Below are 20,261 nucleotides of genomic sequence, written 5' to 3'. Positions count from 1 at the left end.
GGCTTCCTATTCGACGACCGCAGACTCAATCAACACGTCATCTTCAGGAACATCCTGATGACCGGCCCGGAAGGTGGTTTTAGCCGCCTTGATCTTGTTCACAATATCCATACCTTCAGTGACCTGACCAAATACGCAATAGCCCCAGCCATCCGGCGTCTTGGAGGTGTGGTTAAGGAAATGGTTGTCAGAAACATTGATAAAGAATTGCGATGAAGCTGAATGTGGGTCCATCGTCCTGGCCATGGCAATAGTGCCAATGGTGTTTTTCAGGCCGTTGTCTGCTTCGTTTTCGATAGGTGTCTGTGTCTCTTTTTGAAGCATACCTGGTTCAAAACCACCGCCCTGGATCATAAAACCATCAATGACCCTGTGGAAGATGGTACCGTCAAAGTGGCCACTCTTTACATATTCCAGAAAGTTAGCCACAGTTTTGGGGGCTTTTTCAGCGTCCAGTTCCAGTTTGATATCGCCAAAATTGGTGTGCAGTACAACCATAGGGTTACCGTAATCTCTGTTCAGATGATCCGCGAACGGAAAACCTCCAATTCTAGGTGGTTATGAGACAGGTGTAAAAGGTCAGAGTGGAATAAACAGCGATGGGTGACTTAATCAAGCTGCTTGAGATGCAGGAAACTATTTACTGAAACCGCAAGCCAAAAGTCGGTCTGACTTGTACCCTTCGACGGGAAAATGTTAGTCTCAGGCGTTAACCAAACAGCCATGGGCGATTGAAAAGTCTATTATCGCTCTGGATGGCAAAAGATTTTTTTACGGTAAAATAATGCATTCCCTCTAGAGCATGGGCGAGTCAGATCCTGAACGGTCTGATGTCTCCGGGCTTCTGTATCAGAGAGGGCTTTCTCTTCCAAGACGCTGGTTGCAATGAGCACAACAGACACTTCATCCAACAAACCATCAAAATCCGGTAATTTCCTTGAGCAGATCATTGAAAAGGATCTGGCTGCAGGTCTGGTTCAATCGGTTCAGACCCGATTTCCGCCGGAGCCCAACGGCTTTCTGCATATTGGACACGCCACGTCCATCTGTCTGAACTTTGGATTGGCTGAGCAATTCAATGGCCAATGTAACCTGAGGTTTGATGATACGAATCCCGAAAAAGAGGAGCAGATGTATGTCGATGCCATTCAGGAAGATGTTCGCTGGTTGGGTTTCAATTGGAGCGGAGAGGTTCGCTATGCTTCCAGCTACTTTGATCAGTTTTACGAATGGGCTCTCTACCTGATCAAAGAAGGTAAGGCCTATGTGGATCATCAGGACGCCGAGTCCATGGCTAAAAACCGGGGTGACTTTAATACCCCTGGCGTTGAAACGGAATGCCGCAAGCGGTCTGTAGAAGAGAATCTGGCAGAGTTTGAAAAGATGCGTGCCGGTGAGTATGAAGAAGGTCAGTGCAGCCTGAGGGCCAGGATTGATCTACAGAACCCCAACATGAATATGCGTGATCCGATTCTTTACCGTATCCGCAAGGTGCCTCACCACCAGACGGGTGATAAGTGGTGTATCTATCCAAGCTATGACTTTGCCCATGGTCAGGAAGATGCCATTGAAGGGGTAACGCACTCGATCTGTACACTGGAATTTCAGGACCACCGTCCGTTATACGACTGGTTTATCGAGAACCTGCCGGTGCCATCAAGGCCGAGACAATTCGAGTTTGCCAGAACGAACCTGAACTACACCGTCACCAGCAAGCGAAAACTGAAGCGACTGGTGGATGAAGGTATCGTAGAAGGGTGGGACGACCCCCGTATGCCTACCGTGTCCGGTATGCGTCGGCGTGGGTACACACCGGCTTCTATTCGCAAATTCTCCGATATGGTGGGTGTCAGTCGTTCCGACGGTATTGCTGATGTTTCCATGCTGGAACATGCGATCCGTGACGACCTGAACAACAACGCAGCACGTGCCATGGCGGTTATCAATCCGCTGAAAGTCGTGATTACCAACCTGCCTGAAGGCGAGGTACAGGAAATGACCGCAGCGGCACACCCTAACAAGCCTGAGTTGGGTGAGCGTAAACTGCCGTTTACACGTGAACTGTATATTGATCGTTCAGATTTTACTGAAGACACCACTCTGTCACGCAAAAAATTCAAGCGACTGGTGTCGGGTGAGTACGTGCGCCTGCGCAGTGCCTATGTCATCAAATCAGACCAGGTAATTAAAGATGAGCAGGGCAAAATCACTGAGATTCACTGCAGCTATGTACCCGGTACAGTGGGAGAAAACCCTCCTGAAGGTATTAAACCTCGTGGTGTGATTCATTGGGTGTCAGCGAGCCATGGCAAGCAGGCAGAAATCCGTAAGTACGATCGCCTGTTTAATAACCCTGCTCCAGACAAGGGTGATGAAGACTTTATGGCTCATGTGAATCCGTCTTCCCTGGAAGTGGTGACAGGCTGGGTTGAACCCTCTCTGGTAGAAGCGAAGCCGGAACAGGGCTTTCAGTTCGAGAGGGAAGGGTATTTTGTCGCCGATCGACGTGAACACTGTTCTGAAAAACCCGTGTTCAATATGACGATTGGTCTCAAGGATACCTGGGCCAGTAAAGTCTGACGAGTGGAATCAAGCTCTCCCATTTCAGGGAGAGCATACAGCCTGGATCATCGGGCTACAGGACAAAGAACGTGTTGCAGATATACAACTCCCTGACCAGAACCAAAGAAGCCTTTAAACCACTGAATGAAAATCATGTGCGGATGTACGTCTGTGGTATGACAGTTTATGACCTGTGCCATATTGGTCATGCCAGAACGGTTACGGCTTTTGATGTGGTCTCCCGTTACCTGAGAGCTAAAGGCTACAACCTGACTTACATTCGCAATATCACTGATATTGATGACAAGATCATTCGTCGCGCCACTGATAATGGTGAAACTATTGACGTGCTGACAGATCGTATGATCGCCGCCATGCGTGAAGACTTTAAACGTCTCGGCAATCTGGAGCCTGATCAGGAACCCAGGGCGACCGAGCACGTGGAAGGTATGATCGAAATGATCAGTGACCTGGTTGAGAAAGGCTTTGCTTATGCACCGGGCAATGGCGACGTTTACTTCCGGGTTCGCAAATTCGATGGCTATGGCAAGCTTTCTGGAAAAATTCTGGAAGAACTGGAAGCCGGTGCCCGTATCGAAGTCGATGAGCAGAAAGAAGACCCTATGGACTTTGTGCTCTGGAAGGGAGCTAAAGAAGGTGAGCCAAGCTGGCCTTCACCTTGGGGCAATGGCCGTCCTGGCTGGCATATAGAGTGCTCGGTTATGGGTAAGTGCTGCCTGGGAGAAACCTTTGATATTCACGGCGGCGGTTCAGATCTCAAGTTCCCTCATCATGAAAACGAGATTGCCCAGAGTGAAGCGGCCAACGGTCAGACCTTCGTGAATACCTGGATGCACTCAGGTGCCATTCGCATTGATAATGTGAAAATGTCCAAGAGCCTGGGTAACTTCTTTACGATTCGTGAGGTGCTGGATAAGTACCCGGACGAAGTCGTGCGTTATTTCCTGATTTCCAGTCATTACCGCAGTCCGGTTAATTATTCGGAAGATAGTCTGAAAGAGGCGTCTATTCGCCTTGAGCGTCTATACACTGCACTGAAAGGACTGGATGTGGCTGGTGTCACTGCGGCTGAAGGCACTCGTTTTGAAGAAAAGTTCATGGCTTCCATGGATGACGACTTTAATACACCGGAAGCATTGGCGTCCCTGTTTGAACTGGTACGTGACCTGAATACCATTCGTGCCGAAGATAAGCAGAAAGCCATGCCGCTGGCAGCTTTGCTGGTCAAACTGGGTGGTATCCTGGGTATTCTGCAAGGTGATGCCGAGTCTTTCCTGAAGTCCGGAGCCGAGGTCGATGAAGCCTGGATTGAAGCAATGATTCAGAAGCGCAAAGATGCCAAGAAGGCTCGTGACTATGCTGAAGCGGATCGTATCCGTGAGGAGCTGGCCAGTCAGGGTATTATCCTGCAGGACAGTCGGGAAGGAACCACCTGGCGTATTGAGCGCTGATAGACTTTTCAGGACCTGGGATCTTCAGGTCCTACCAAACCTCAAGAATTTTTACTCCAGTTGCCAAAAATTAAGCCCCAATACCTGCCCTTCAATGGAAAATACTGGCACAATGTCGCTCAATAGAACCTGTTTACTCATCCAACCAGAATGCCATTGAGCCTAGGGATATGTGCTTGTCTGCTGTTTCGGCAGATTTACTCTCAGGGCGGTAGCGTGCTTCTTGTATTTTGCGACAAGGGCTTTTTACTGTATGAGAACACGGGTTTGTCATATCAATGTAGATCCGGTTGTCTTTTTGTTGAAAGAAACCGTCAGCTTGATTTTAAAGCTATAGCCCCTCACTCTCAGGGTTTTGTCTGCTTCAGTCATAAAAGCAGATGGCATGGTAAACTCAATAACTGTTATTTTGTACAGTATTATTGAAGAAAATACCAAAAATGCAAATAACTCACTTGCGGCCTATTCGGGACGGTAGGTAGAACAGCTCGTAGTCTGTTGATAATTAATGACTTTTTGACGGATTGAAAAAACGGGATATATCTCGAGTGCGTTGATTTTCTCTGATTTGGGGGGATATGGCGCGTGTGAGTGTAATATCTGATATCACTCGTTTGAGTTTTAATAGCTGTTATGTGCCAACGAAGTAGATATATCGAGAAATCATGGAAGAACAAAAAGTCCAAATTTTCTTAGGCATAGTTTTAGGCGCTATTGTTCTAAATTTCTTATATTTGAGATTTGAGCAATATGTAGAAAGTGACAACCCATGGATAAGGTTTCCCGTTAGCTTTGGAATTTTAATTGTTGGATTGCTTGTTTTGGTAGCACCTATATATGTTTCAAAGTTATTGGTTGGGTCGTAAACAATGGACAACACAAACCATGCTGCATAACAGGTGCATGCACATAACAAGGCGCAGCAACGGACTGTCAAACCTGTCACTTTTTGTGCTTTCAGCACAAAAAACGCCAGCTTTGCCAGCCGCTGTGCGCGGCGTTAGCAGGCAGCAATAATAGAGAGTTTCTGGTTGTGAAAAGACCAGTTTTCAAAAAGAGCTTTTGGGTTCACTGTCTATGGTGGGTTTCGAGTTAGAACCTCCCAGCAAAAAGACACTGTTACACTAACTTTTCAGTAGTTCTCAGCAGTTCATGTCTGCTGGTGTGAAGTCTGTCGCTGAAAAATCTGCGGTGTATCGTTGGGCATGACAGCGTTGGTTTTCAGTTTATCGGTACTTTTTGCTCAGTGGCCCTATGCCAGTTCAAAGTTGCATCAGCTTCTTTATCGCCTGGAAGCTTTTAAATATCAGAGATTGTGTGCTTCAATCAGTTCAGCAAGAAGGCTGCTAATCCTCTGTATCGTTCACCATTTGCCCTTGCGGGTGGGCTGCCATGCTAACAAGTTGCTGGTGTCGCCCCTGAAGGGGCTGGGACGCCGCTGTGCGGCGCCCCACAGCATGGCGTTATGCAAAGGGAGATATCGCTTATTTATGAGAAAGATTGAAGATTTCATGTATGAATATGATGGCTTTTGGGCGAATACTCCTGGAAAGTGTCGTATAAGAATATTTACTGACGATAAAGATAAATTTGTTGGTGTATGTACCGCATTACCAGAAAATGTGGGGACATCAACTACAAACCGAATTGAGTATATCTACACAGATATAAGGGAGAGATTTTTCCCAAAAAAGTCAGAGACTATGTTACCTAACGATGGAAAAATTACTGAAATAGAAAAATTTATTTCCGACAATAAGACAAGCAAGCCATGGGCTATAGCTTGCTCGTTGTTTCTAAAAGGCTATAGATTTTACTTAAAACTGAACACCCCAAAAGACGAAGAAAGTTCTCCTAAAAAAGATAGAGAGCTAATTTGGATTGATCATTGGCCCAAAGGTATAGGCTTTAAAGAATTTGAACACGAGTTTGCACTCGTAAAATTTACAAGTAGCTTAACTCCAATCTGGTATCACATGGATGAAGGAAGTTTTCAGAAACATATAGGCATTGATCTTCGTTTATTAGAACCTTTGGAGCTAGAGCAGACAGATGCATAACAAGGCGCTGCAACCGACTGCTAAACCTGTCACTCGTCTTGCTTGCGCAAAACAAGCGCCATGTTTGTCAGCGGGTGAGCGCGGCGTTATGTGACTGTGATTAAATGGCAACCTATCATCTTTATGCTACTGTCTAAACTCCATCGAGTGAAACAGGACTAAATGATGTTAAAAACTATCAAACATGTGCTAAAGAGCTGCATATTATTTTTTTTAGGGGTGCCCGTTTGCTACTCAACGATTACTAAAATTGAACCTTATAAATTTATAATTTCAAACGAAAACCAAACTATAACTCTCAATGTTTCAGGTATTCCTGAAGCTATTAAGTATTTAGCAGAAGTTAAGAATATCAGCAACGGTCATATCATGTATATAATTACAAGCACTAGCGGTAGTTCTTATTTATATCACACAAATGAAAATATAGAAGGAATATTAAGTGGACAGAGCATTTCAAATGGGGCTAGTGCAACTGCTTCAGTAGATAATAATATGGTAGCCTCTTTAATTTATAACTCAGTACAACTTCCAAATGGTAATTTCCACATACTAATAATTGCAACGAATAATTCTCCCCAAGTTGCCCTTCCGGGAGAATATGAGTTAATTCAGGAGCAGTCATTTCCTCAATCAAATTCGGAAAATGAACAGCCCCCGCTGTGTCAGGATAGTTGTCCCGCTCACTGATTAACCAATAAAAGCTAGACAGTGGGCGATGGACGTTGAATATGCCTCGTTTTTCAGAGGAACGTAAATCAGCTGTTTTGAAAAAACTGTTACCACCACACAATCGCTCTGTGCCGGATGTTGCCAGAGAGGAAGGTATCAGCGAACAAACCCTGTATAATTGGCGTAAAAAACTACGGGACAAAGGATTACCTGTGCCAGGGAACGAACAAAAATCAGAACAATGGTCTGCTGAAAGCAAGTTTGCCGTGGTCGTCGAAACCGCTGCTTTGTCAGAAACAGAGTTAAGTGAATACTGCCGTAAAAAAGGGCTTTATCCTCAACAAGTCAAGGAGTGGAAGCACGCTTGTATTTCAGGTGCTGTTCAGGCTTCTCAGCGTGCAGACCAGGAAAGCAAGCAATTAAAACAAGAGCGTAAGCGCAATCAGAGCCTTGAAAAAGAGCTTCGCCGTAAAGACAAGGCGTTGGCAGAAGCTGCAGCCCTGCTGGTGCTATCAAAAAAGCTCGATGCCTTCTACGGGATAGACAGCGAGGACAACTGACACCTGTCGATAAGCGCCGCCAACTGCTGACATGGTTTGATGAGGCTATAGCAAACGGCGCTTCTCGCTGGAAGGCTGCTGAACAATTGGAAATATCCCTGAAAACACTGAATCGCTGGCGCGATGACAATGGTGCAGTGTTAACGGACAAACGCCCGGATGCCTTGCGCCCGGTACCCTCTAACAAACTGACTGAGGAAGAGGAGCAACGTATTCTGACTATCAGTAATGAAGATGAGTATGCGAGCCTGCCACCATCGCAGATCGTGCCAGCCCTTGCAGACAAGGGAGTATACGTTGCTTCTGAATCTAGCTTTTACCGTGTGTTGAAAAAGTATGGTCAGTTGCACCACCGCGGTCGTTCAAGAAAGCGATCGAAAAGCAACAAGCCGACAACCTATGTTGCTACTGGCCCTAACCAGGTCTGGTGTTGGGACATCAGTTACATACCTTCCAGGGTACGCGGCCAGTTCTGGTACCTCTACCTGATACTGGACGTTTACAGTCGTAAGATTGTTGGTTGGGAGATTCATAGCCGTGAGTCTGGTGAGTTAGCCAGTGAACTGATTAACCGGACAATGGTGGCTGAAAAATGCACTAAAACACCGCTTGTACTGCACTCAGACAATGGGGCTCCAATGACGTCGAGTACCTTTAAGGCCAAGCTTGAGGAATTGGGCATTATTCCCTCTCATAGTCGCCCAAGGGTGAGTAACGATAACGCATTTGCAGAATCGATCTTTAAAACGGTGAAGTACTGTCCTCAGTGGCCATCTCAAGGTTTTCTGACGTTAGAACACAGTCGACAGTGGATGCTGAAGTTTGAGCGCTTTTATAACAATGAACACCGCCATAGCTCAATCCGCTTTGTGACACCTGCGCAACGGCATGAGAAAAGAGATCAGGAAATCCTGAATCACCGGAAACAGGTGTATACCAAAGCGCGAGAAGCTAATCCAACGCGCTGGTCAGGAGTTATCAGAAACTGGGAGCCTGTAGGTGCGGTTGCACTGAATCCTGAGCGGTTGTCTGAAGCAAGAATTAACGAGAAAAAGGCAGCCTAAAATTCAGTTTTCGGGACAACTATCTTGAAAAACTCCGAGCCTTGGGAAGTGGATGGCCAGTTCAGTATGGAGCTGTTCCGCGCCTTCTCGTCCATGTATCATGACAAAGGTTTGCCCAAGGATGAGGTGAAAAAGCTGCTGAGCTGGCCGGAATGGAAAGGCTCGGAAGACCCAGAAGGCTTTGGTATGCCATGAGTCAATTAAAAACTTACATCCAAAAGGACTGAAACAAATCACATAACAAATAAGGATAGATTGTGCCCAGCCGCAATCTTATCCTGTTGTTGCACAAGCCCGGGTTGAATTCTGGTAAGGAAAGCCTATTGGAGTTTACTTTTCTGGCGGACCTTGAATCAAAACGTTTTTTCTGAACGCTATTTATTCAGGATGAGTGTCTCCAGACCACTGCATTACGGTAGTCTTGGATATGTCGGATCTGTCTGGCTGGGCTTACATTTCCTCCTTGCTTGTGAATGGCGGTTTTTGTTGATGTGTCAATAGCTCAGGTCGGTTTCAGGAAACTGAACGCAATCTGTTTCATAGACTCACCGTAACGCCTGCATTTGAATTTCGGGCGAATGACGGGTTCGAATGCTTTGACCATCACATTTAAAACCAGTTGCACCAGTCATAATTGTTTTTTTGCCTTGCTGTGTAAAAATCCGTAATCCCGCGATCGTCGAAGTCGCCTGGGTAATACATGTTTCAGTACCAGCCACAGGAAATCTTCTTCTGGCAGGGTTCGCTTCTCCTTTTTGCCGGTTTCACTGTTGAGGTAAGAAAAGGTCACCTTTCCTCGTTTGCTGGCCAGGATGTTGTTGTCACTGATCACGCCTCGGTACAGATAGCGGGGTAGATATTCAAGTGCTGGTAATCCTTTGCCAACCCTTTTGCAATGTAACCGCTCATTTGAGGACGTCTTCAAAAATCACAACCTGACTGCCAGCCTTTCCCCTGCAAACAACGCAGGAGATACCTAACGTGAAGCAACTGACAAAACCCTTTACCCGTCTCAACCCTGAGCAGTGGCAACAGATCATTGATCAGCAAATAGCCAGTGGCTTGAGCCAGAAAGCTTTTTGCCAAACTCAAAACATAAGCCTGGCAACATTCACAAACTGGAAACGCAAACTCAGGAATTACAACAACACTGACTCCTTTGATATCGCTCAGGCTTCTGCCCCGGAATGGGTTGAAGTCCCAAACGGGCTGACTGAGCCTCCAGCCAGCTTAAACTGGCAGTTGGAACTTGAGCTGCCCGGTGGCGTTATTCTTCGTATGCGTCGCTGATCATGTTTTTTCCAGAATCTCAGGTTCGGATCTGGCTCTACAACCGGCCCACCGACATGCGTAAATCCTACGACGGCCTGTCTGCCCTGGTGAGAAACAAACTTGAAGAAGACCCACTCAGCGGCCAGCTGTTTGTCTTCATCAACCGCAAACAAACCCAGTGCAAGGTGCTGTATTTTGATCGCAGTGGATACTGTATCTGGAGCAAACGACTGGAACAGGGTCAGTTTCATACTCATGCAGGCAAATCCATCAAGCAAACAATGGCGTGGACAGATCTGAAGCTCATCCTTGAAGGCATTGATACCCGCTGCGTTCAGCAATATAAACGCTACAAACATCAACCGTCCCGTTACACAAAAGGAGAGTCAAAGGTCTATCTTTAACCGCCATGAAATTACCTGTTTCGACCCCCGGCACCACTGACCAGGACCTGCTCCAGCAGATCCTGGTCTTGCTGTCGGAGCGTGATCAGGAAATAGCTTCTCTTAAACATCAGCTGGCCTGGTTTAAACAACAGCTATTTGGTGAAAAATCCGAAAAGCGCCTGATTGAGAATCCGGACCAGCTGGCGCTGGGAGAAATCCTTCAGGACAAGCCTGAAGAGCAGGAAACTCCCACAGAAACCATCACTTACGAACGGCGGAAAAAGAATCGCCCTGAAGACTGTGTGACCGATCAGGGACTGCGCTTTACTGAAGATGTACCGATTGAACTCATCCCGATGCCTGCTGCAGAAATGAAGGGTGAAGACGCAGACCAGTACGAAATCATTGACTACAAGTACACCTATCGGCTGGCGCAGCGCCCTGCCAGCTATGTCATCCTGAAATATCAGCGCGAAGTCGTTCGCCATAAGCCCAGCCAGACGCTAACAACGGTAGCCGCACCATCAGGATTATTTGATCGCAGCTTTGCCGATGTCAGCTTTATCGCAGGTCTGCTGGTAGAGAAGTACCGCTTTCACGCACCGCTTTACCGCCAGCATCAGAAACTTGAGTCCAGTGGTATTACCATCAGCCGTGGAACCCTGACACATCTTGAGCAGCGTGCCGGGCAGTTACTCAAACCCATCGCTGACGAAGTGCTCAACAGCTGTCTGGAAAGTCATGTCCTCACTCTGGATGAAACGCCCGGAAAAGCGGGCCGTAAAAGCAAGGGCAAGATGCAAAGAGGCTACTTCTGGTGTTTTTACGGAGACCAGAATGAGATAGCTTTTACCTTCTCCACCACTCGTTCTGGCAGGGTCGTAGAGCCTTATCTGAAAGAGTATAAGGGGGTCTTGCTGACCGATGGTTATTCGGAATACGACCGCCTGTGCATGAAATATCCCAAAATCATCCATGCCCAGTGCTGGACACATAGCAGGAGGTACTTCGTCAAGTCACAAGAGGTCGAGCCAGAAGCCGCAAAAGAGGCGCTGGACTGCATAGGTGCGATCTATCAAGTCGAAGACGAAATCCGCAAAGCTGGGCTGCAAGGCGAAGCAAAGCAGGAATACCGCCAACAGAATGCCAAGCCACTGGTTGATCAGTTCTTTAACTGGCATAAAGAACAACTTCGTCGCCTGAATCTGGTGAAAAGCAACCCATTGAGCAAGGCTCTTGGCTACGTGAACAAACGGGAAAAAGAGCTACGGCTTTATCTGGATAATCCGGATGTCGCCATTGATACGAATCACCTGGAGCGAAGTCTCAGGTGTATCCCGATGGGGAGAAAGAACTGGCTTTTTTGCTGGACAGAAGAAGGGGCAGTCAATGTAGCCGTGTTTCAGACGTTAATCGTCAGTTGTCTTCTTGCAGGCATTGATCCATACAAGTACTTCGTCGATGTGCTTCAGCGCATCAGTTACCATCCGGCTCGAGATATCCGGGAGCTAATCCCACGAATCTGGAAAGAGAAATTCGGGGCCAATCCGTTAAAATCCGATCTCGATAAGTAGGGGGAGTCTATACCCTGCTTGAACGCTTACTTTGCAATTGACGACCCACTCTTTGGGTAGCCTTGTTTTCAGGCTCGGAGATAGTAGTCCCTTTTCGTCCAGGGCGCGAAGGAGTTTGGCTCGAAAGACCATGGCCAGATTCTTGCCATTGAACAGGTAGTTGCCTGTGAGTTTGCGCCACTCTTTTCGTCGGGTATTGATGCCGCCACCTGGCACGAGAAAGTGTATATGGGGATGGTAATCCAGTCGTCGGCTATGAGTGTGCAGGACGCCGGTCATTCCCAGGCCTGCATCCAGTTTTTTGGAATTGCTGCCGAATTCTTTTAGGGTGTCAGCTGCCGTTTTTTTGTTAAAGAAACCGTCAGCTTGATTTTAAAGCTATAGCCCCTCACTCTCAGAGTTTTGTCTGCTTCAGTCATAAAAGCAGATGGCATGGTAAACTCAATAACTGTTATTTTGTACAGTATTATTGAAGAAAATACCAGAAAGCAAATAACTCACTTGCGGCCTATTCGGGACGGTAGGTAGAATAGCTCGTAGTCTGTTGATAATTAATGACTTTTTGACGGATTGAAAAAACGGGATTATATCTCGAGTGCGTTGATTTTCTCTGATTTGGGGGGATATGGCGCGTGTGAGTGTAATATCTGATATCACTCGTTTGAGTTTTAATAGCTGTTATGTTTCTCAACTCAACCCGTCGAGCTATAATACCCCACAAAGATTTAAATAAGGTAAAAATTATGAATTCAAAAGTTGAAGACTATGGTGTGCTGCCTGTTGAAAGACCGAAAATAAAAGCAACAAAGAAGCTTGATCTTTCAGGTGATGCTGGGCGGCAAATAATAAAATCAGAAACAAAGCTTGCTCTAAGAACTCACGCTAAAACTTTCAAAAAACTGGCTGATATGTGATGAATATCATTTGCTTTCCCTTTGAGCGTGTGATTGAGATCAATGCATTTATTCTTACTACTGAGCCAGGGATGAAAGGCACAGTTGATGTATCCAAGTTGCAAGGAGCATTAAGCCGCATTGATAATGCAATAGTTTACGAAGGTTTAGATGATATATTTGAAATAGCTGCTAAATATACTGCATCTATTGCAGTTTCTCATGCCTGTCCAGATGCGAATAAACGCACAGGATTAGCTGTTGCTCTTGAATATCTTTCTCTGAATGACTATGAAATCACAGAAGATAATGAGCTTTTAGCAAATGCAGTTCGAGATTTGGTCATACAAAAAATAAATGAAACTGATTTTGCTGACATATTATATTCGCAGTACATGAAAGGAACCGAAACATAACAAGAGCATCCAGCGGACGGCGCTTGACGCGCCACCGCTTATGCAAGCGTTATGTGCCAAATCAAGTTAAGTTACTATGAATGAGATCCACTTTCTTAACATAGATCTAGATATCGAATCGTCGATTGATATATCTCCCATCATCGAGGAATGGGGGGAGCGTGTTTGCGTGTTTCGTAATGAAGAGATTGATGGTATTTATTATGGATCCTTTGAAACAGCCTGTAGCGGGATCGATGAGATAATTGCTGAGTATGTTTCTTTAATTGATGGTTTGTCCAAATCATCAAGAGATATCTGGGACAAAGCACTAAGGAGAGATTTTGACTTTGGCTATGAAAGTGGGACTACACCAAATAACTTTCATTCAAGAATAGAGTCAGATGCAATAAAAAAATTGGCCGGGGTCGGCGGTAGTGTTGTTGTTACTATTTATCCAGTACCCGGCACATAACAAGTGCAGGCAACGGACCGCCAATTTTGTCTGCCGATGCTGCAGGCGTTAGCCGGCAGCAGTGTGCAAGTTTTTTCTATTTTTTTAGTGGACGAGTCACGAACCAAAATCCATGCTAGCAACCAGCCTGTTCAAATCCAGTTCTGAGTAGTTCTCAGCAGTGCATGTCTTTGGGTTCTGTGTCAGTCGCTATGAAATCTGCGGTGTCTTGTTGGGCATGTCAGCGTGGGTTCACGGTGTTTATGAGTATTTGGTCCGGCGCACTAAACCAGTTAGGGAAAAATCATGAAAGCCCCCGAAGCCACTGAGCTCAATGGCTATAAGGATATCCACCTATAGAGTAAAATACACATCCATTGTCTTGTATAAAAAAGATTTGGATGTCCTGGAAATGAATGCATTTGATTTAATGAATAGGCTATCTGTCATTTATGACGCACGCCAGCAATGGAAAGTAGATCATAAACTTGCCGATATTCTGCTCTTAACCATCTGTGCTGTCATTGCAGGTTGTGAAGGTTGGGAAGAAATTGAAGACTTCGGCAATGAAAGACTGCAATGGTTAAAAAAGTATGGTGAATTTGAATACGGTATTCCTTCACATCATACAATTTCCAGAGTAGTTGCTGCTATTAACCCAAAGCAATTTCAGAAATGCTTTATTGAGTGGATGCAAGCCTGTCACCAGACAACCAATGGTGAGATCATTGCAATTGATGGAAAAACAGCAAGAGGCTCTTACGATAAAGGCAAGGACAAAGGTGCAATTCACATGGTGAGTGCATTTGCGACTGCAAACGAATTGGTTCTTGGCCAAATTAAAATTAATGATAAAAGTAACGAGATTACCGCCATACCTGAATTGCTTGATCTCCTGGAAATCCGTGGCTGCCTCATAACTATAGACGCCATGGGGTGTCAGAGGGACATTGCCAAGAAAATCGTTGATAAAGGCGCTGATTATTTGTTAGCGGTAAAAGGCAACCAGGGCAAGCTTCATGAAGCATTTGAGAAACATTTCTCTGTTGAAAAAGTGAATCAATGGAATGGTGATACTTTCAGAGTCGAAGAAAAAAGCCATGGTAGAATGGAAACACGCCTTCACATAGTAAGTGATACCTTTGATGAGTTCGTTAATTTTTCTTTTGATTGGAAAGGAATGAAAACACTCGGGATTATTTTCTCTGCCAGAATGGAAGATAAAGTGTTCAACGCTGATGATATCAGTGTGCGTTATTATATCTCCTCTGCGGAGTTAACAGCAGAAGAATTCTCACATGCTGCAAGAGAGCATTGGGCGATCGAAAATAAACTCCATTGGAAAATGGATGTTGCAATGCGAGAAGATGATTGTCGAATCAGAAGGGGCAATGCCGCTGAAATGCTCACAGGTTTTCGACATATGGCAGTGAATATGTTGAACAATACCAAAACCTTTAAAGCAGGCTTAAAGCGTAAACAGAAAAAGGCAGCCATGAACACACAATACCTGTCTGAAGTCCTTGCTGGGTGTGGGGTTTCATGATTTTTCCCTATTTGCTGCCATTGATGATCGGGAGGGTTCTTTTATCTGCAAGGCACCTCAGAGTATCAACCCGAAGATACTTAGCGCAGTCCGGGAGGATGGCAAAAATCTCAATCGCTACAAAGGGCAAAAACTTAAGGAAGTGTTGTCTGGCTTCCCTAAAGATCAATGCCTCGACCTGGATGTAGAATGGCCGGGATTCAAGGCCTGGCCATATCGTTTAGTTGTCCGCTGGAATGACAGGAGACTGAAATGGGTATTCATTGTAACCAACCTCAACTGGGTTGAGTTCACCCTGAGTGAAGTACTTCAGGCCTATCGTCTACGATGGCAAATAGAGCTTATCTTCAAAGAGATCAAGTCCTATTCAGGGTGGCATCGTTTTAACACTAAATCAGCGACACTGGTGTTTAGCCTGATTCTGATGTCCTTCGTGGTTGTGACGTTGAAAAGGTATCTTGCCCATGCTGCTCAGGCGAACCTCTACGAAAGTGGAGCCATTGAAGAAATCTCGACGCATAAGGCGATGAAAAGTGGAACCCGGCTGTTTGGTAATGTCATTTTATCCCTGATGAATGCAGGAAAGTCTCTGCTCTCACATACAAGGAAGCTGCTGGACTTCTGGGCAGATAATGCGAGACGTGAACACCCTGCACGAGATGGTTGTTCGGGGCGTACAAGATTAGGACTTTGTGCTGTGGGTGGGGCTTAATGTCTACCCTAAGAATAGCTGTTAGCAGGCAGCAATAATAGAGAGTTTCTGGTCGTGAAAAGACCAGTTTTCAAAAAGAGTTTTTGGGTTCACTGTCTATGGTGGGTTTCGAGTTAGAACCTCCCAGCAAAAAGACAGTGTTACACTAACTTTTCAGTAGTTCTCAGCAGTTCATGTCTGCTGGTGTGAAGTCTGTCGCTGAAAAATCTGCGGTGTATCGTTGGGCATGTCAGCGTTGGTTTTCAGTTTATCGGTACTTTTTGCTCAGTTGCCCTATGCCAGTTCAAAGTTGCATCAGCTTCTTTATCGCTTGGTAGCTTTTAAATATCAGAGATTGTGCGCTTCGATCAGTTCAGCAAGAAAGCTTGCTAATCCTCTGCATCATTCACCATTTGCCCTTGCGGGTGGGCTGCCATGCTAACAAGTTGCTGGTGTCGCCCCTAAAGGGGCTGGGACACCGCTGTGCGGCGCCCCACAGCATGGCGTTATGCCCCTGCAATAAATAAACTATGGAGTAAAAATGTTGTAAGCGCCAAATAAACCAGCGTACTGGCTGCCGCCCCCAAGATTTCTTATTCTTTGCCTGTCTTAACATTCCAGGGGAGAAGCTGTTCCAGTTTCTCAACGGTATCGGCGTAAGGCAGCTCTTTTAAAATATGGTTCAGGTAATTGAAAGGCTCCAGACCATTCACCTTTGCGCTTTCAATCAGGCTGTATAAAAGGGCACTGGCTTGCGCCCCTTTTGGCGTGTCTGCAAACATCCAGTTCTTGCGGCCAATAGCGAAGGGGCGGATGGTGTTTTCCGCTGCGGCATTACTGATATCCAGGTGGCCGTTGTCACAGTAAACGACCAGTTTTGGCCATTGGTTCAATGCATAGCTCATGGCTTGGTGCGACAGGCTGCCCGGGTCTAGCCTGGTTATGTTTTTCTCCAGCCATACATGAAAGTCGTCCAGTAGTGGCTTACTCTTTTGCTGACGCAGGATGGCTTTTTCTGATGGAGGAAGATCTCCTATTTCTTTCTCAATGGCGTAAAGCTTACCGATTTTGCCTAAAGCGACATTCGCCTTGCTAACGCGGGTGTTTTTCACCTTTTTGCCCGGTTTGGCTTCGCCCTTCCTGGCATCCAGAAATTTCCTGCGAACGTGGTCGAAGCAACCCGCCTGGGTGATGCCTTCTTGTTTGCATACAGCGTCGTAACTGGCATACCCGTCAGTTTGCAGGTAACCGCTGAACCCTTCGAACAGACGCAGGGGAACCTCCTTGCCTCTTGAGGGATCGTATTCAAACACCACCGATGTTTGTCCGGGTGGCCCACCAAGGCTGACCCACATATATTTGTCAGAGTTGATGGACTTGCTGGTTTCCTTGATCACCTGAATTCGGGTTTCGTCAGCATGGATCACCGAACCGGTCTTTTGATGATCTCTCATCAAATTGATGAGTGGCCGCAGTTCTGTAGACAGCCGAATCAAAGAGTTGGCCATCGTCGTCCGGGTGACAGAGCCACCGTATCGCTTGAGGATATTCTCTTGCCTGTACAAAGGCAGTGCGTCGCAGTACTTGGAGACAATGATCCAGGCCAGTGTGCAAACAGAGAGTGAAGATTTGGGCAGTGGGTGTTTTGGCAGCTCTGCAACTTTAATGACCCGCTTCTCCTGTCCATGCTCATCGACTTCTGGAAAGACTGCTTTCTCTTGCAGAATTTCTTTCACCTGAACCTTGGTCGGAACGATATCAAGCTCTTCACGGACTTTGACAAAGAAGGTATCAATGGCTCCGGCTTTTTCTTCTTCACTGAGTTCAGAGCGTTCCTGCACTCTGGGCAGAGACTCTGAAAATGACTTGCGCCCTGTTTTCTTTTTGCGTGGTTTTGGAGGCTCTTGCTCTGGCTGACCTTCAGCTTCGTCTTGCTCTCCGGTGCAGCCTTCCAGCTCCACCTCGTTGAAAATGTCGACCTGGCTGTTGTTTTTTTCAGTGCTTCTTCCGTACAGGCGGGATCGGGAGAGCCTCAGGTACTCTTCCAGTTGCGCAATGCGTTTTTTTTGAGAATCGATGACCTCTGACTTCTTTTGAATAATGTCGTCTTTTTCAAGAAGGGCATTTTCTTTTTCAAGAAGGGCATTTTCTTTTTCAAGAAGGGCATTTTCTTTTTCAAGAATGACACTTTCCTGCGAATGGATCGCCTCAAACAAGGCGACCATTTCAGGGTTAGTCTCAGCCTGATGAAAGGGCAAATCCAGTGCGGATTTCGGCTGAAAAATCAGAGTGTCGGCGGTCGATTTCATGGTCGCTATTTTACCATAAAACCCTGAAAAACAGGACTAAAAACAGCTCTCATAATGCCTTTTTTTATGGGGTTGCATGGCATTGAGATTGTAGCCGTCCAGCAGCCAGTTTAATTGTTTCCCGGTTAATGTAACCAGCTCTTCGTCCGGTTTGGGCCAGTGGAATTTGTCCTCAGACAGGCTCTTGTAATAAAGCACAAAACCATTATCTTCCCAGAACAGGCACTTGATTTTATTACGCTGCCGGTTGGTAAACGCATATAAATAGCCGTCAAAGGGGTTGTGCCCCAGCTCTTGTTCAACCAACACAGCAAGCCCACGAAATGACTTGCGAAAGTCAATCGGCTCCCGGTAGAGAAACACCTTTGGTAATACCTCTGACGGTCGCATAACCGGGGTGTTCATAGCATATCCCTCACCAGTTGCTCACAAAGCGACAGGTTACTTTCATCAATACCGGACACTGTTACACCACTGGGTAGGGTGATGGAGAGTGGTGTTATCCGAGAAGGCGCACCAGGTTCTGGTTGGGGTGTTACCTGGACAAAGCCAGAGTTGTTCGGGGTCGGTTTTACGCTGGGGGTTGTGTCGAGTTTACGCTTCCAGTATCCGAATTTGGATACCCTTATACCATGCTGTTGGCACCACGCACTCTGAGTCAAACCTGAATCCCGCCACGACTGAACACGCTCTAGCCATTCACTGTCTGCGGGTAATTTCTTTGACATATTGGCCTCCTTATATCGGGAGGCTAATCATTTCAAATGGGGTTTTGATTCTGAAGGGCGTGGGTTTATTTGGCGTTTACAAAATGTTTGGAGAAAAACTTCTCATAAAAATGTGGGAAACATTAACCAAAGATGGAATCGGCTCATTGGCTTCTCCTTGGCAGATAAAAAGGCAAGGAAAAGCGCACGCTGAAGTGCGAAGAGATGAACTCCTTTTAATTGCGCAGGCAGAATCTGATGCTGATGATATAAAGCAAGGTCGCAAAAAATTATTATCAGATGGTCGTTTAATTGAATTAAATGATAACTCTAGTGTAGATTCATCTGAAAAAGATGATTTAGGTAGAATTGAGCCATTAATTAACTTAAATAGCCTTTCTTCAAAAATAGATCAACAGAAGAATGCTGAAGAAATACAACAAGAAATAAACATAAACAAAACAATTCTTTTAGCAGAAGATGAATTGTTAAGATCTAATCAAGAACCACCTCAGGAGAATGTAGATCCTGACTGGATTTATCGTTGGCGTGATTATGCTAAAAGCACTCAAAGTGAAGAATTACGAAAGCTTTGGGCTAGAACCTTAGCCGGTGAAGTGAAATCACCAGGAAGATATTCATTAAGGACTCTTGAGTTTATAAAGAATTTATCTCAAGACGAAGCGTTAGCAATTTCAACTCTCGGTCAGTTTGTCATAAATAATACTATTTTTAAAACCAAACGCCTTGAAGAATTTAATATTAACATGTCTTTCTTGCTTCAAATGGATGATCTTGGAATTCTCAATGGGGTGCAAGGTGGACAAGTTGCAGGCCTCAATTTAACAATGCCTAGTATCGATAGCAATAAATACATAAACAGCTTAATAAATAGAAGCATAATCCTATTAATTGAACATGATGATCCAGCTAAAAAAATGGTTCTTGATTGTTATCAAGTCAGCAGGATTGGAGTCGAACTTCTTTCTTTAGGTGACTTTAAAGCTGACAGACAATACATGGAGGAAATTGGAAACAAAATCAAAAGTCAAGGCTTCAATGTGAAGCTCGGTGACTGGATGCAAACAAGCGCAACCCATGGACAGTATTTTAATGCCATCGAGCTATAGGGCATAACAAATGGTTCCAGTTCGTTCCGGGGCTTCGCCCCTCCACCCGACGCCGCCGTCGGCGGCGCGGCTGAACCAGGCGTTATGTGCCAAATCAAGTTAAGTTACTATGAATGAGATCCACTTTCTTAACATAGATCTAGATATCGAATCGTCGATTGATATATCTCCCATCATCGAGGAATGGGGGGAGCGTGTTTGCGTGTTTCGTAATGAAGAGATTGATGGTATTTATTATGGATCCTTTGAAACAGCCTGTAGCGGGATCGATGAGATAATTGCTGAGTATGTTTCTTTAATTGATGGTTTGTCCAAATCATCAAGAGATATCTGGGACAAAGCACTAAGGAGAGATTTTGACTTTGGCTATGAAAGTGGGACTACACCAAATAACTTTCATTCAAGAATAGAGTCAGATGCAATAAAAAAATTGGCTGGGGTCGGCGGTAGTGTTGTTGTTACTATTTATCCAGTACCCGGCACATAACAAGTGCAGGCAACGCACCGCCAATTT

General features: G+C 45.6%; 20 protein-coding genes and 2 pseudogenes. 16 read left to right on the top strand and 6 right to left on the bottom strand.

What is annotated here, in order from left to right; translation table 11 throughout:
* Positions 1-6: 6 nt before the first annotated feature.
* Positions 7-498: a peptidylprolyl isomerase gene (locus ACOMHB_RS15270; protein ID WP_422133984.1), complete on the bottom strand. Its 492-nt coding sequence runs from the start codon at positions 496-498 to the stop codon at positions 7-9.
* Between the two features lie 387 nt (positions 499-885).
* Between ACOMHB_RS15270 and ACOMHB_RS15265 the strand changes: the two genes are divergently transcribed.
* From ACOMHB_RS15265 to ACOMHB_RS15240, 6 genes are all read left to right on the top strand, one after another.
* Complete coding sequence (locus tag ACOMHB_RS15265; protein WP_448217245.1) at positions 886-2,580, top strand: glutamine--tRNA ligase/YqeY domain fusion protein; 1,695 nt, start codon at positions 886-888, stop codon at positions 2,578-2,580.
* Between the two features lie 74 nt (positions 2,581-2,654).
* Positions 2,655-4,034: a cysteine--tRNA ligase gene (gene cysS, locus ACOMHB_RS15260; protein ID WP_448218645.1), complete on the top strand. Its 1,380-nt coding sequence runs from the start codon at positions 2,655-2,657 to the stop codon at positions 4,032-4,034.
* A 1,205-nt stretch (positions 4,035-5,239) separates the two neighbouring features.
* Positions 5,240-6,094, top strand: a complete 855-nt coding sequence (locus ACOMHB_RS15255; RefSeq protein WP_448217244.1) for a hypothetical protein — start codon at positions 5,240-5,242, stop codon at positions 6,092-6,094.
* A 162-nt stretch (positions 6,095-6,256) separates the two neighbouring features.
* On the top strand, positions 6,257-6,784 hold the full coding sequence (locus tag ACOMHB_RS15250) for a hypothetical protein (protein ID WP_448217243.1): 528 nt from the start codon (positions 6,257-6,259) through the stop codon (positions 6,782-6,784).
* A 41-nt stretch (positions 6,785-6,825) separates the two neighbouring features.
* Positions 6,826-8,390 (top strand): IS3 family transposase gene (locus ACOMHB_RS15245; RefSeq protein ID WP_448215008.1). Its coding sequence is split into 2 segments (ribosomal slippage): positions 6,826-7,279 and positions 7,279-8,390, totalling 1,566 coding nucleotides; the frame shifts between segments, so codons are not numbered across the junction.
* Positions 8,391-8,414: 24 nt separating this feature from the next.
* Complete coding sequence (locus tag ACOMHB_RS15240; RefSeq protein WP_448217242.1) at positions 8,415-8,585, top strand: hypothetical protein; 171 nt, start codon at positions 8,415-8,417, stop codon at positions 8,583-8,585.
* A 307-nt stretch (positions 8,586-8,892) separates the two neighbouring features.
* Here the strand turns inward: ACOMHB_RS15240 and ACOMHB_RS15235 are convergent.
* Positions 8,893-9,291 (bottom strand): annotated as a pseudogene (locus ACOMHB_RS15235) (transposase); the annotation flags it as partial.
* An 80-nt stretch (positions 9,292-9,371) separates the two neighbouring features.
* On the opposite strand from ACOMHB_RS15235, the gene tnpA (ACOMHB_RS15230) reads away from it, so the two are divergent.
* Genes tnpA (ACOMHB_RS15230) through tnpC (ACOMHB_RS15220) form a run of 3 tightly spaced genes read left to right on the top strand, consistent with a single transcriptional unit; the run spans position 9,372 to position 11,622 of the window.
* Positions 9,372-9,680: an IS66 family insertion sequence element accessory protein TnpA gene (gene tnpA / locus ACOMHB_RS15230; RefSeq protein ID WP_448215511.1), complete on the top strand. Its 309-nt coding sequence runs from the start codon at positions 9,372-9,374 to the stop codon at positions 9,678-9,680.
* Positions 9,681-9,682: 2 nt separating this feature from the next.
* Positions 9,683-10,066: an IS66 family insertion sequence element accessory protein TnpB gene (gene tnpB, locus ACOMHB_RS15225; protein WP_422452200.1), complete on the top strand. Its 384-nt coding sequence runs from the start codon at positions 9,683-9,685 to the stop codon at positions 10,064-10,066.
* 5 nt (positions 10,067-10,071) lie between these two features.
* Positions 10,072-11,622, top strand: coding sequence for an IS66 family transposase (tnpC, locus tag ACOMHB_RS15220; protein ID WP_448217241.1), 1,551 nt, complete (start codon positions 10,072-10,074; stop codon positions 11,620-11,622).
* Here tnpC (ACOMHB_RS15220) and ACOMHB_RS15215 read toward each other — a convergent pair.
* A pseudogene (locus ACOMHB_RS15215) lies at positions 11,617-11,967 on the bottom strand (transposase); the annotation flags it as partial. The gene tnpC (ACOMHB_RS15220) and the pseudogene ACOMHB_RS15215 overlap by 6 nt on opposite strands.
* A 398-nt stretch (positions 11,968-12,365) precedes the next feature.
* On the opposite strand from ACOMHB_RS15215, the gene ACOMHB_RS15210 reads away from it, so the two are divergent.
* The 5 genes from ACOMHB_RS15210 to ACOMHB_RS15190 all read left to right on the top strand — a co-directional run bounded on the left by ACOMHB_RS15210 (position 12,366) and on the right by ACOMHB_RS15190 (position 15,622).
* Entirely contained in the window at positions 12,366-12,536 is a 171-nt protein-coding gene (locus tag ACOMHB_RS15210; RefSeq protein ID WP_163372918.1) for an acetyltransferase, read from the top strand.
* A complete protein-coding gene (locus ACOMHB_RS15205) occupies positions 12,536-12,931 on the top strand; it encodes a type II toxin-antitoxin system death-on-curing family toxin (RefSeq protein ID WP_448217240.1) in 396 nt (131 codons plus the stop codon). Before ACOMHB_RS15210 ends, ACOMHB_RS15205 begins: the two co-directional genes overlap by 1 nt.
* Positions 12,932-13,007: 76 nt before the next feature.
* Positions 13,008-13,385 carry a hypothetical protein gene (locus ACOMHB_RS15200; RefSeq protein WP_422138118.1) on the top strand — a complete coding sequence of 126 codons (378 nt, stop codon included), beginning with the start codon at positions 13,008-13,010 and terminating at the stop codon, positions 13,383-13,385.
* A 391-nt stretch (positions 13,386-13,776) separates the two neighbouring features.
* Positions 13,777-14,910, top strand: coding sequence for an ISAs1 family transposase (locus ACOMHB_RS15195; protein WP_448217239.1), 1,134 nt, complete (start codon positions 13,777-13,779; stop codon positions 14,908-14,910).
* Positions 14,897-15,622 carry a transposase gene (locus ACOMHB_RS15190; RefSeq protein WP_448217238.1) on the top strand — a complete coding sequence of 242 codons (726 nt, stop codon included), beginning with the start codon at positions 14,897-14,899 and terminating at the stop codon, positions 15,620-15,622. The genes ACOMHB_RS15195 and ACOMHB_RS15190 overlap by 14 nt, the downstream gene beginning before the upstream one ends.
* Before the next feature lie 572 nt (positions 15,623-16,194).
* On the opposite strand, the gene tnpC (ACOMHB_RS15185) is transcribed toward ACOMHB_RS15190, so the two are convergent.
* From tnpC (ACOMHB_RS15185) to tnpA (ACOMHB_RS15175), 3 genes are read right to left on the bottom strand one after another with little or no spacing between them, the layout of a single operon-like run.
* Positions 16,195-17,910: an IS66 family transposase gene (gene tnpC / locus ACOMHB_RS15185; protein ID WP_448215655.1), complete on the bottom strand. Its 1,716-nt coding sequence runs from the start codon at positions 17,908-17,910 to the stop codon at positions 16,195-16,197.
* 36 nt (positions 17,911-17,946) lie between these two features.
* Positions 17,947-18,315: an IS66 family insertion sequence element accessory protein TnpB gene (gene tnpB, locus ACOMHB_RS15180; protein ID WP_448215654.1), complete on the bottom strand. Its 369-nt coding sequence runs from the start codon at positions 18,313-18,315 to the stop codon at positions 17,947-17,949.
* Positions 18,312-18,638, bottom strand: coding sequence for an IS66 family insertion sequence element accessory protein TnpA (tnpA, locus tag ACOMHB_RS15175; protein ID WP_448215653.1), 327 nt, complete (start codon positions 18,636-18,638; stop codon positions 18,312-18,314). The genes tnpB (ACOMHB_RS15180) and tnpA (ACOMHB_RS15175) overlap by 4 nt, the downstream gene beginning before the upstream one ends.
* A gap of 83 nt (positions 18,639-18,721) precedes the next feature.
* Here tnpA (ACOMHB_RS15175) and ACOMHB_RS15170 point away from each other — a divergent pair, with 83 nt between their 5' ends.
* Positions 18,722-19,747, top strand: a complete 1,026-nt coding sequence (locus ACOMHB_RS15170) for a DUF2806 domain-containing protein (RefSeq protein WP_448217237.1) — start codon at positions 18,722-18,724, stop codon at positions 19,745-19,747.
* 109 nt (positions 19,748-19,856) lie between these two features.
* On the top strand, positions 19,857-20,234 hold the full coding sequence (locus ACOMHB_RS15165) for a hypothetical protein (protein WP_422138118.1): 378 nt from the start codon (positions 19,857-19,859) through the stop codon (positions 20,232-20,234).
* The last annotated feature ends 27 nt before the right edge of the window (positions 20,235-20,261 follow it).

This window comes from Endozoicomonas sp. 2B-B (assembly GCF_053470045.1).
Note: the sequence above shows the minus strand (reverse complement) of the source record. Positions and strands in the feature narration are given on the sequence as shown.

Excerpts from the sequence above, each read along its gene's own strand:
- ACOMHB_RS15265 (WP_448217245.1), top strand. The coding sequence starts at position 886 with ATGAGCACAACAGACACTTCATCCAACAAACCATCAAAATCCGGTAAT.
- ACOMHB_RS15210 (WP_163372918.1), top strand. The coding sequence starts at position 12,366 with ATGAATTCAAAAGTTGAAGACTATGGTGTGCTGCCTGTTGAAAGACCG.
- tnpC (WP_448217241.1), top strand. The coding sequence starts at position 10,072 with ATGAAATTACCTGTTTCGACCCCCGGCACCACTGACCAGGACCTGCTC.
- ACOMHB_RS15255 (WP_448217244.1), top strand. The coding sequence starts at position 5,240 with ATGACAGCGTTGGTTTTCAGTTTATCGGTACTTTTTGCTCAGTGGCCC.
- ACOMHB_RS15205 (WP_448217240.1), top strand. The coding sequence starts at position 12,536 with ATGAATATCATTTGCTTTCCCTTTGAGCGTGTGATTGAGATCAATGCA.
- ACOMHB_RS15170 (WP_448217237.1), top strand. The coding sequence starts at position 18,722 with ATGTTTGGAGAAAAACTTCTCATAAAAATGTGGGAAACATTAACCAAA.
- ACOMHB_RS15165 (WP_422138118.1), top strand. The coding sequence starts at position 19,857 with ATGAATGAGATCCACTTTCTTAACATAGATCTAGATATCGAATCGTCG.
- tnpC (WP_448215655.1), bottom strand. The coding sequence starts at position 17,910 with ATGAAATCGACCGCCGACACTCTGATTTTTCAGCCGAAATCCGCACTG.
- ACOMHB_RS15200 (WP_422138118.1), top strand. The coding sequence starts at position 13,008 with ATGAATGAGATCCACTTTCTTAACATAGATCTAGATATCGAATCGTCG.
- tnpB (WP_448215654.1), bottom strand. The coding sequence starts at position 18,315 with ATGAACACCCCGGTTATGCGACCGTCAGAGGTATTACCAAAGGTGTTT.
- ACOMHB_RS15195 (WP_448217239.1), top strand. The coding sequence starts at position 13,777 with ATGAATGCATTTGATTTAATGAATAGGCTATCTGTCATTTATGACGCA.
- ACOMHB_RS15250 (WP_448217243.1), top strand. The coding sequence starts at position 6,257 with ATGATGTTAAAAACTATCAAACATGTGCTAAAGAGCTGCATATTATTT.
- ACOMHB_RS15270 (WP_422133984.1), bottom strand. The coding sequence starts at position 498 with ATGGTTGTACTGCACACCAATTTTGGCGATATCAAACTGGAACTGGAC.
- tnpA (WP_448215653.1), bottom strand. The coding sequence starts at position 18,638 with ATGTCAAAGAAATTACCCGCAGACAGTGAATGGCTAGAGCGTGTTCAG.
- tnpB (WP_422452200.1), top strand. The coding sequence starts at position 9,683 with ATGTTTTTTCCAGAATCTCAGGTTCGGATCTGGCTCTACAACCGGCCC.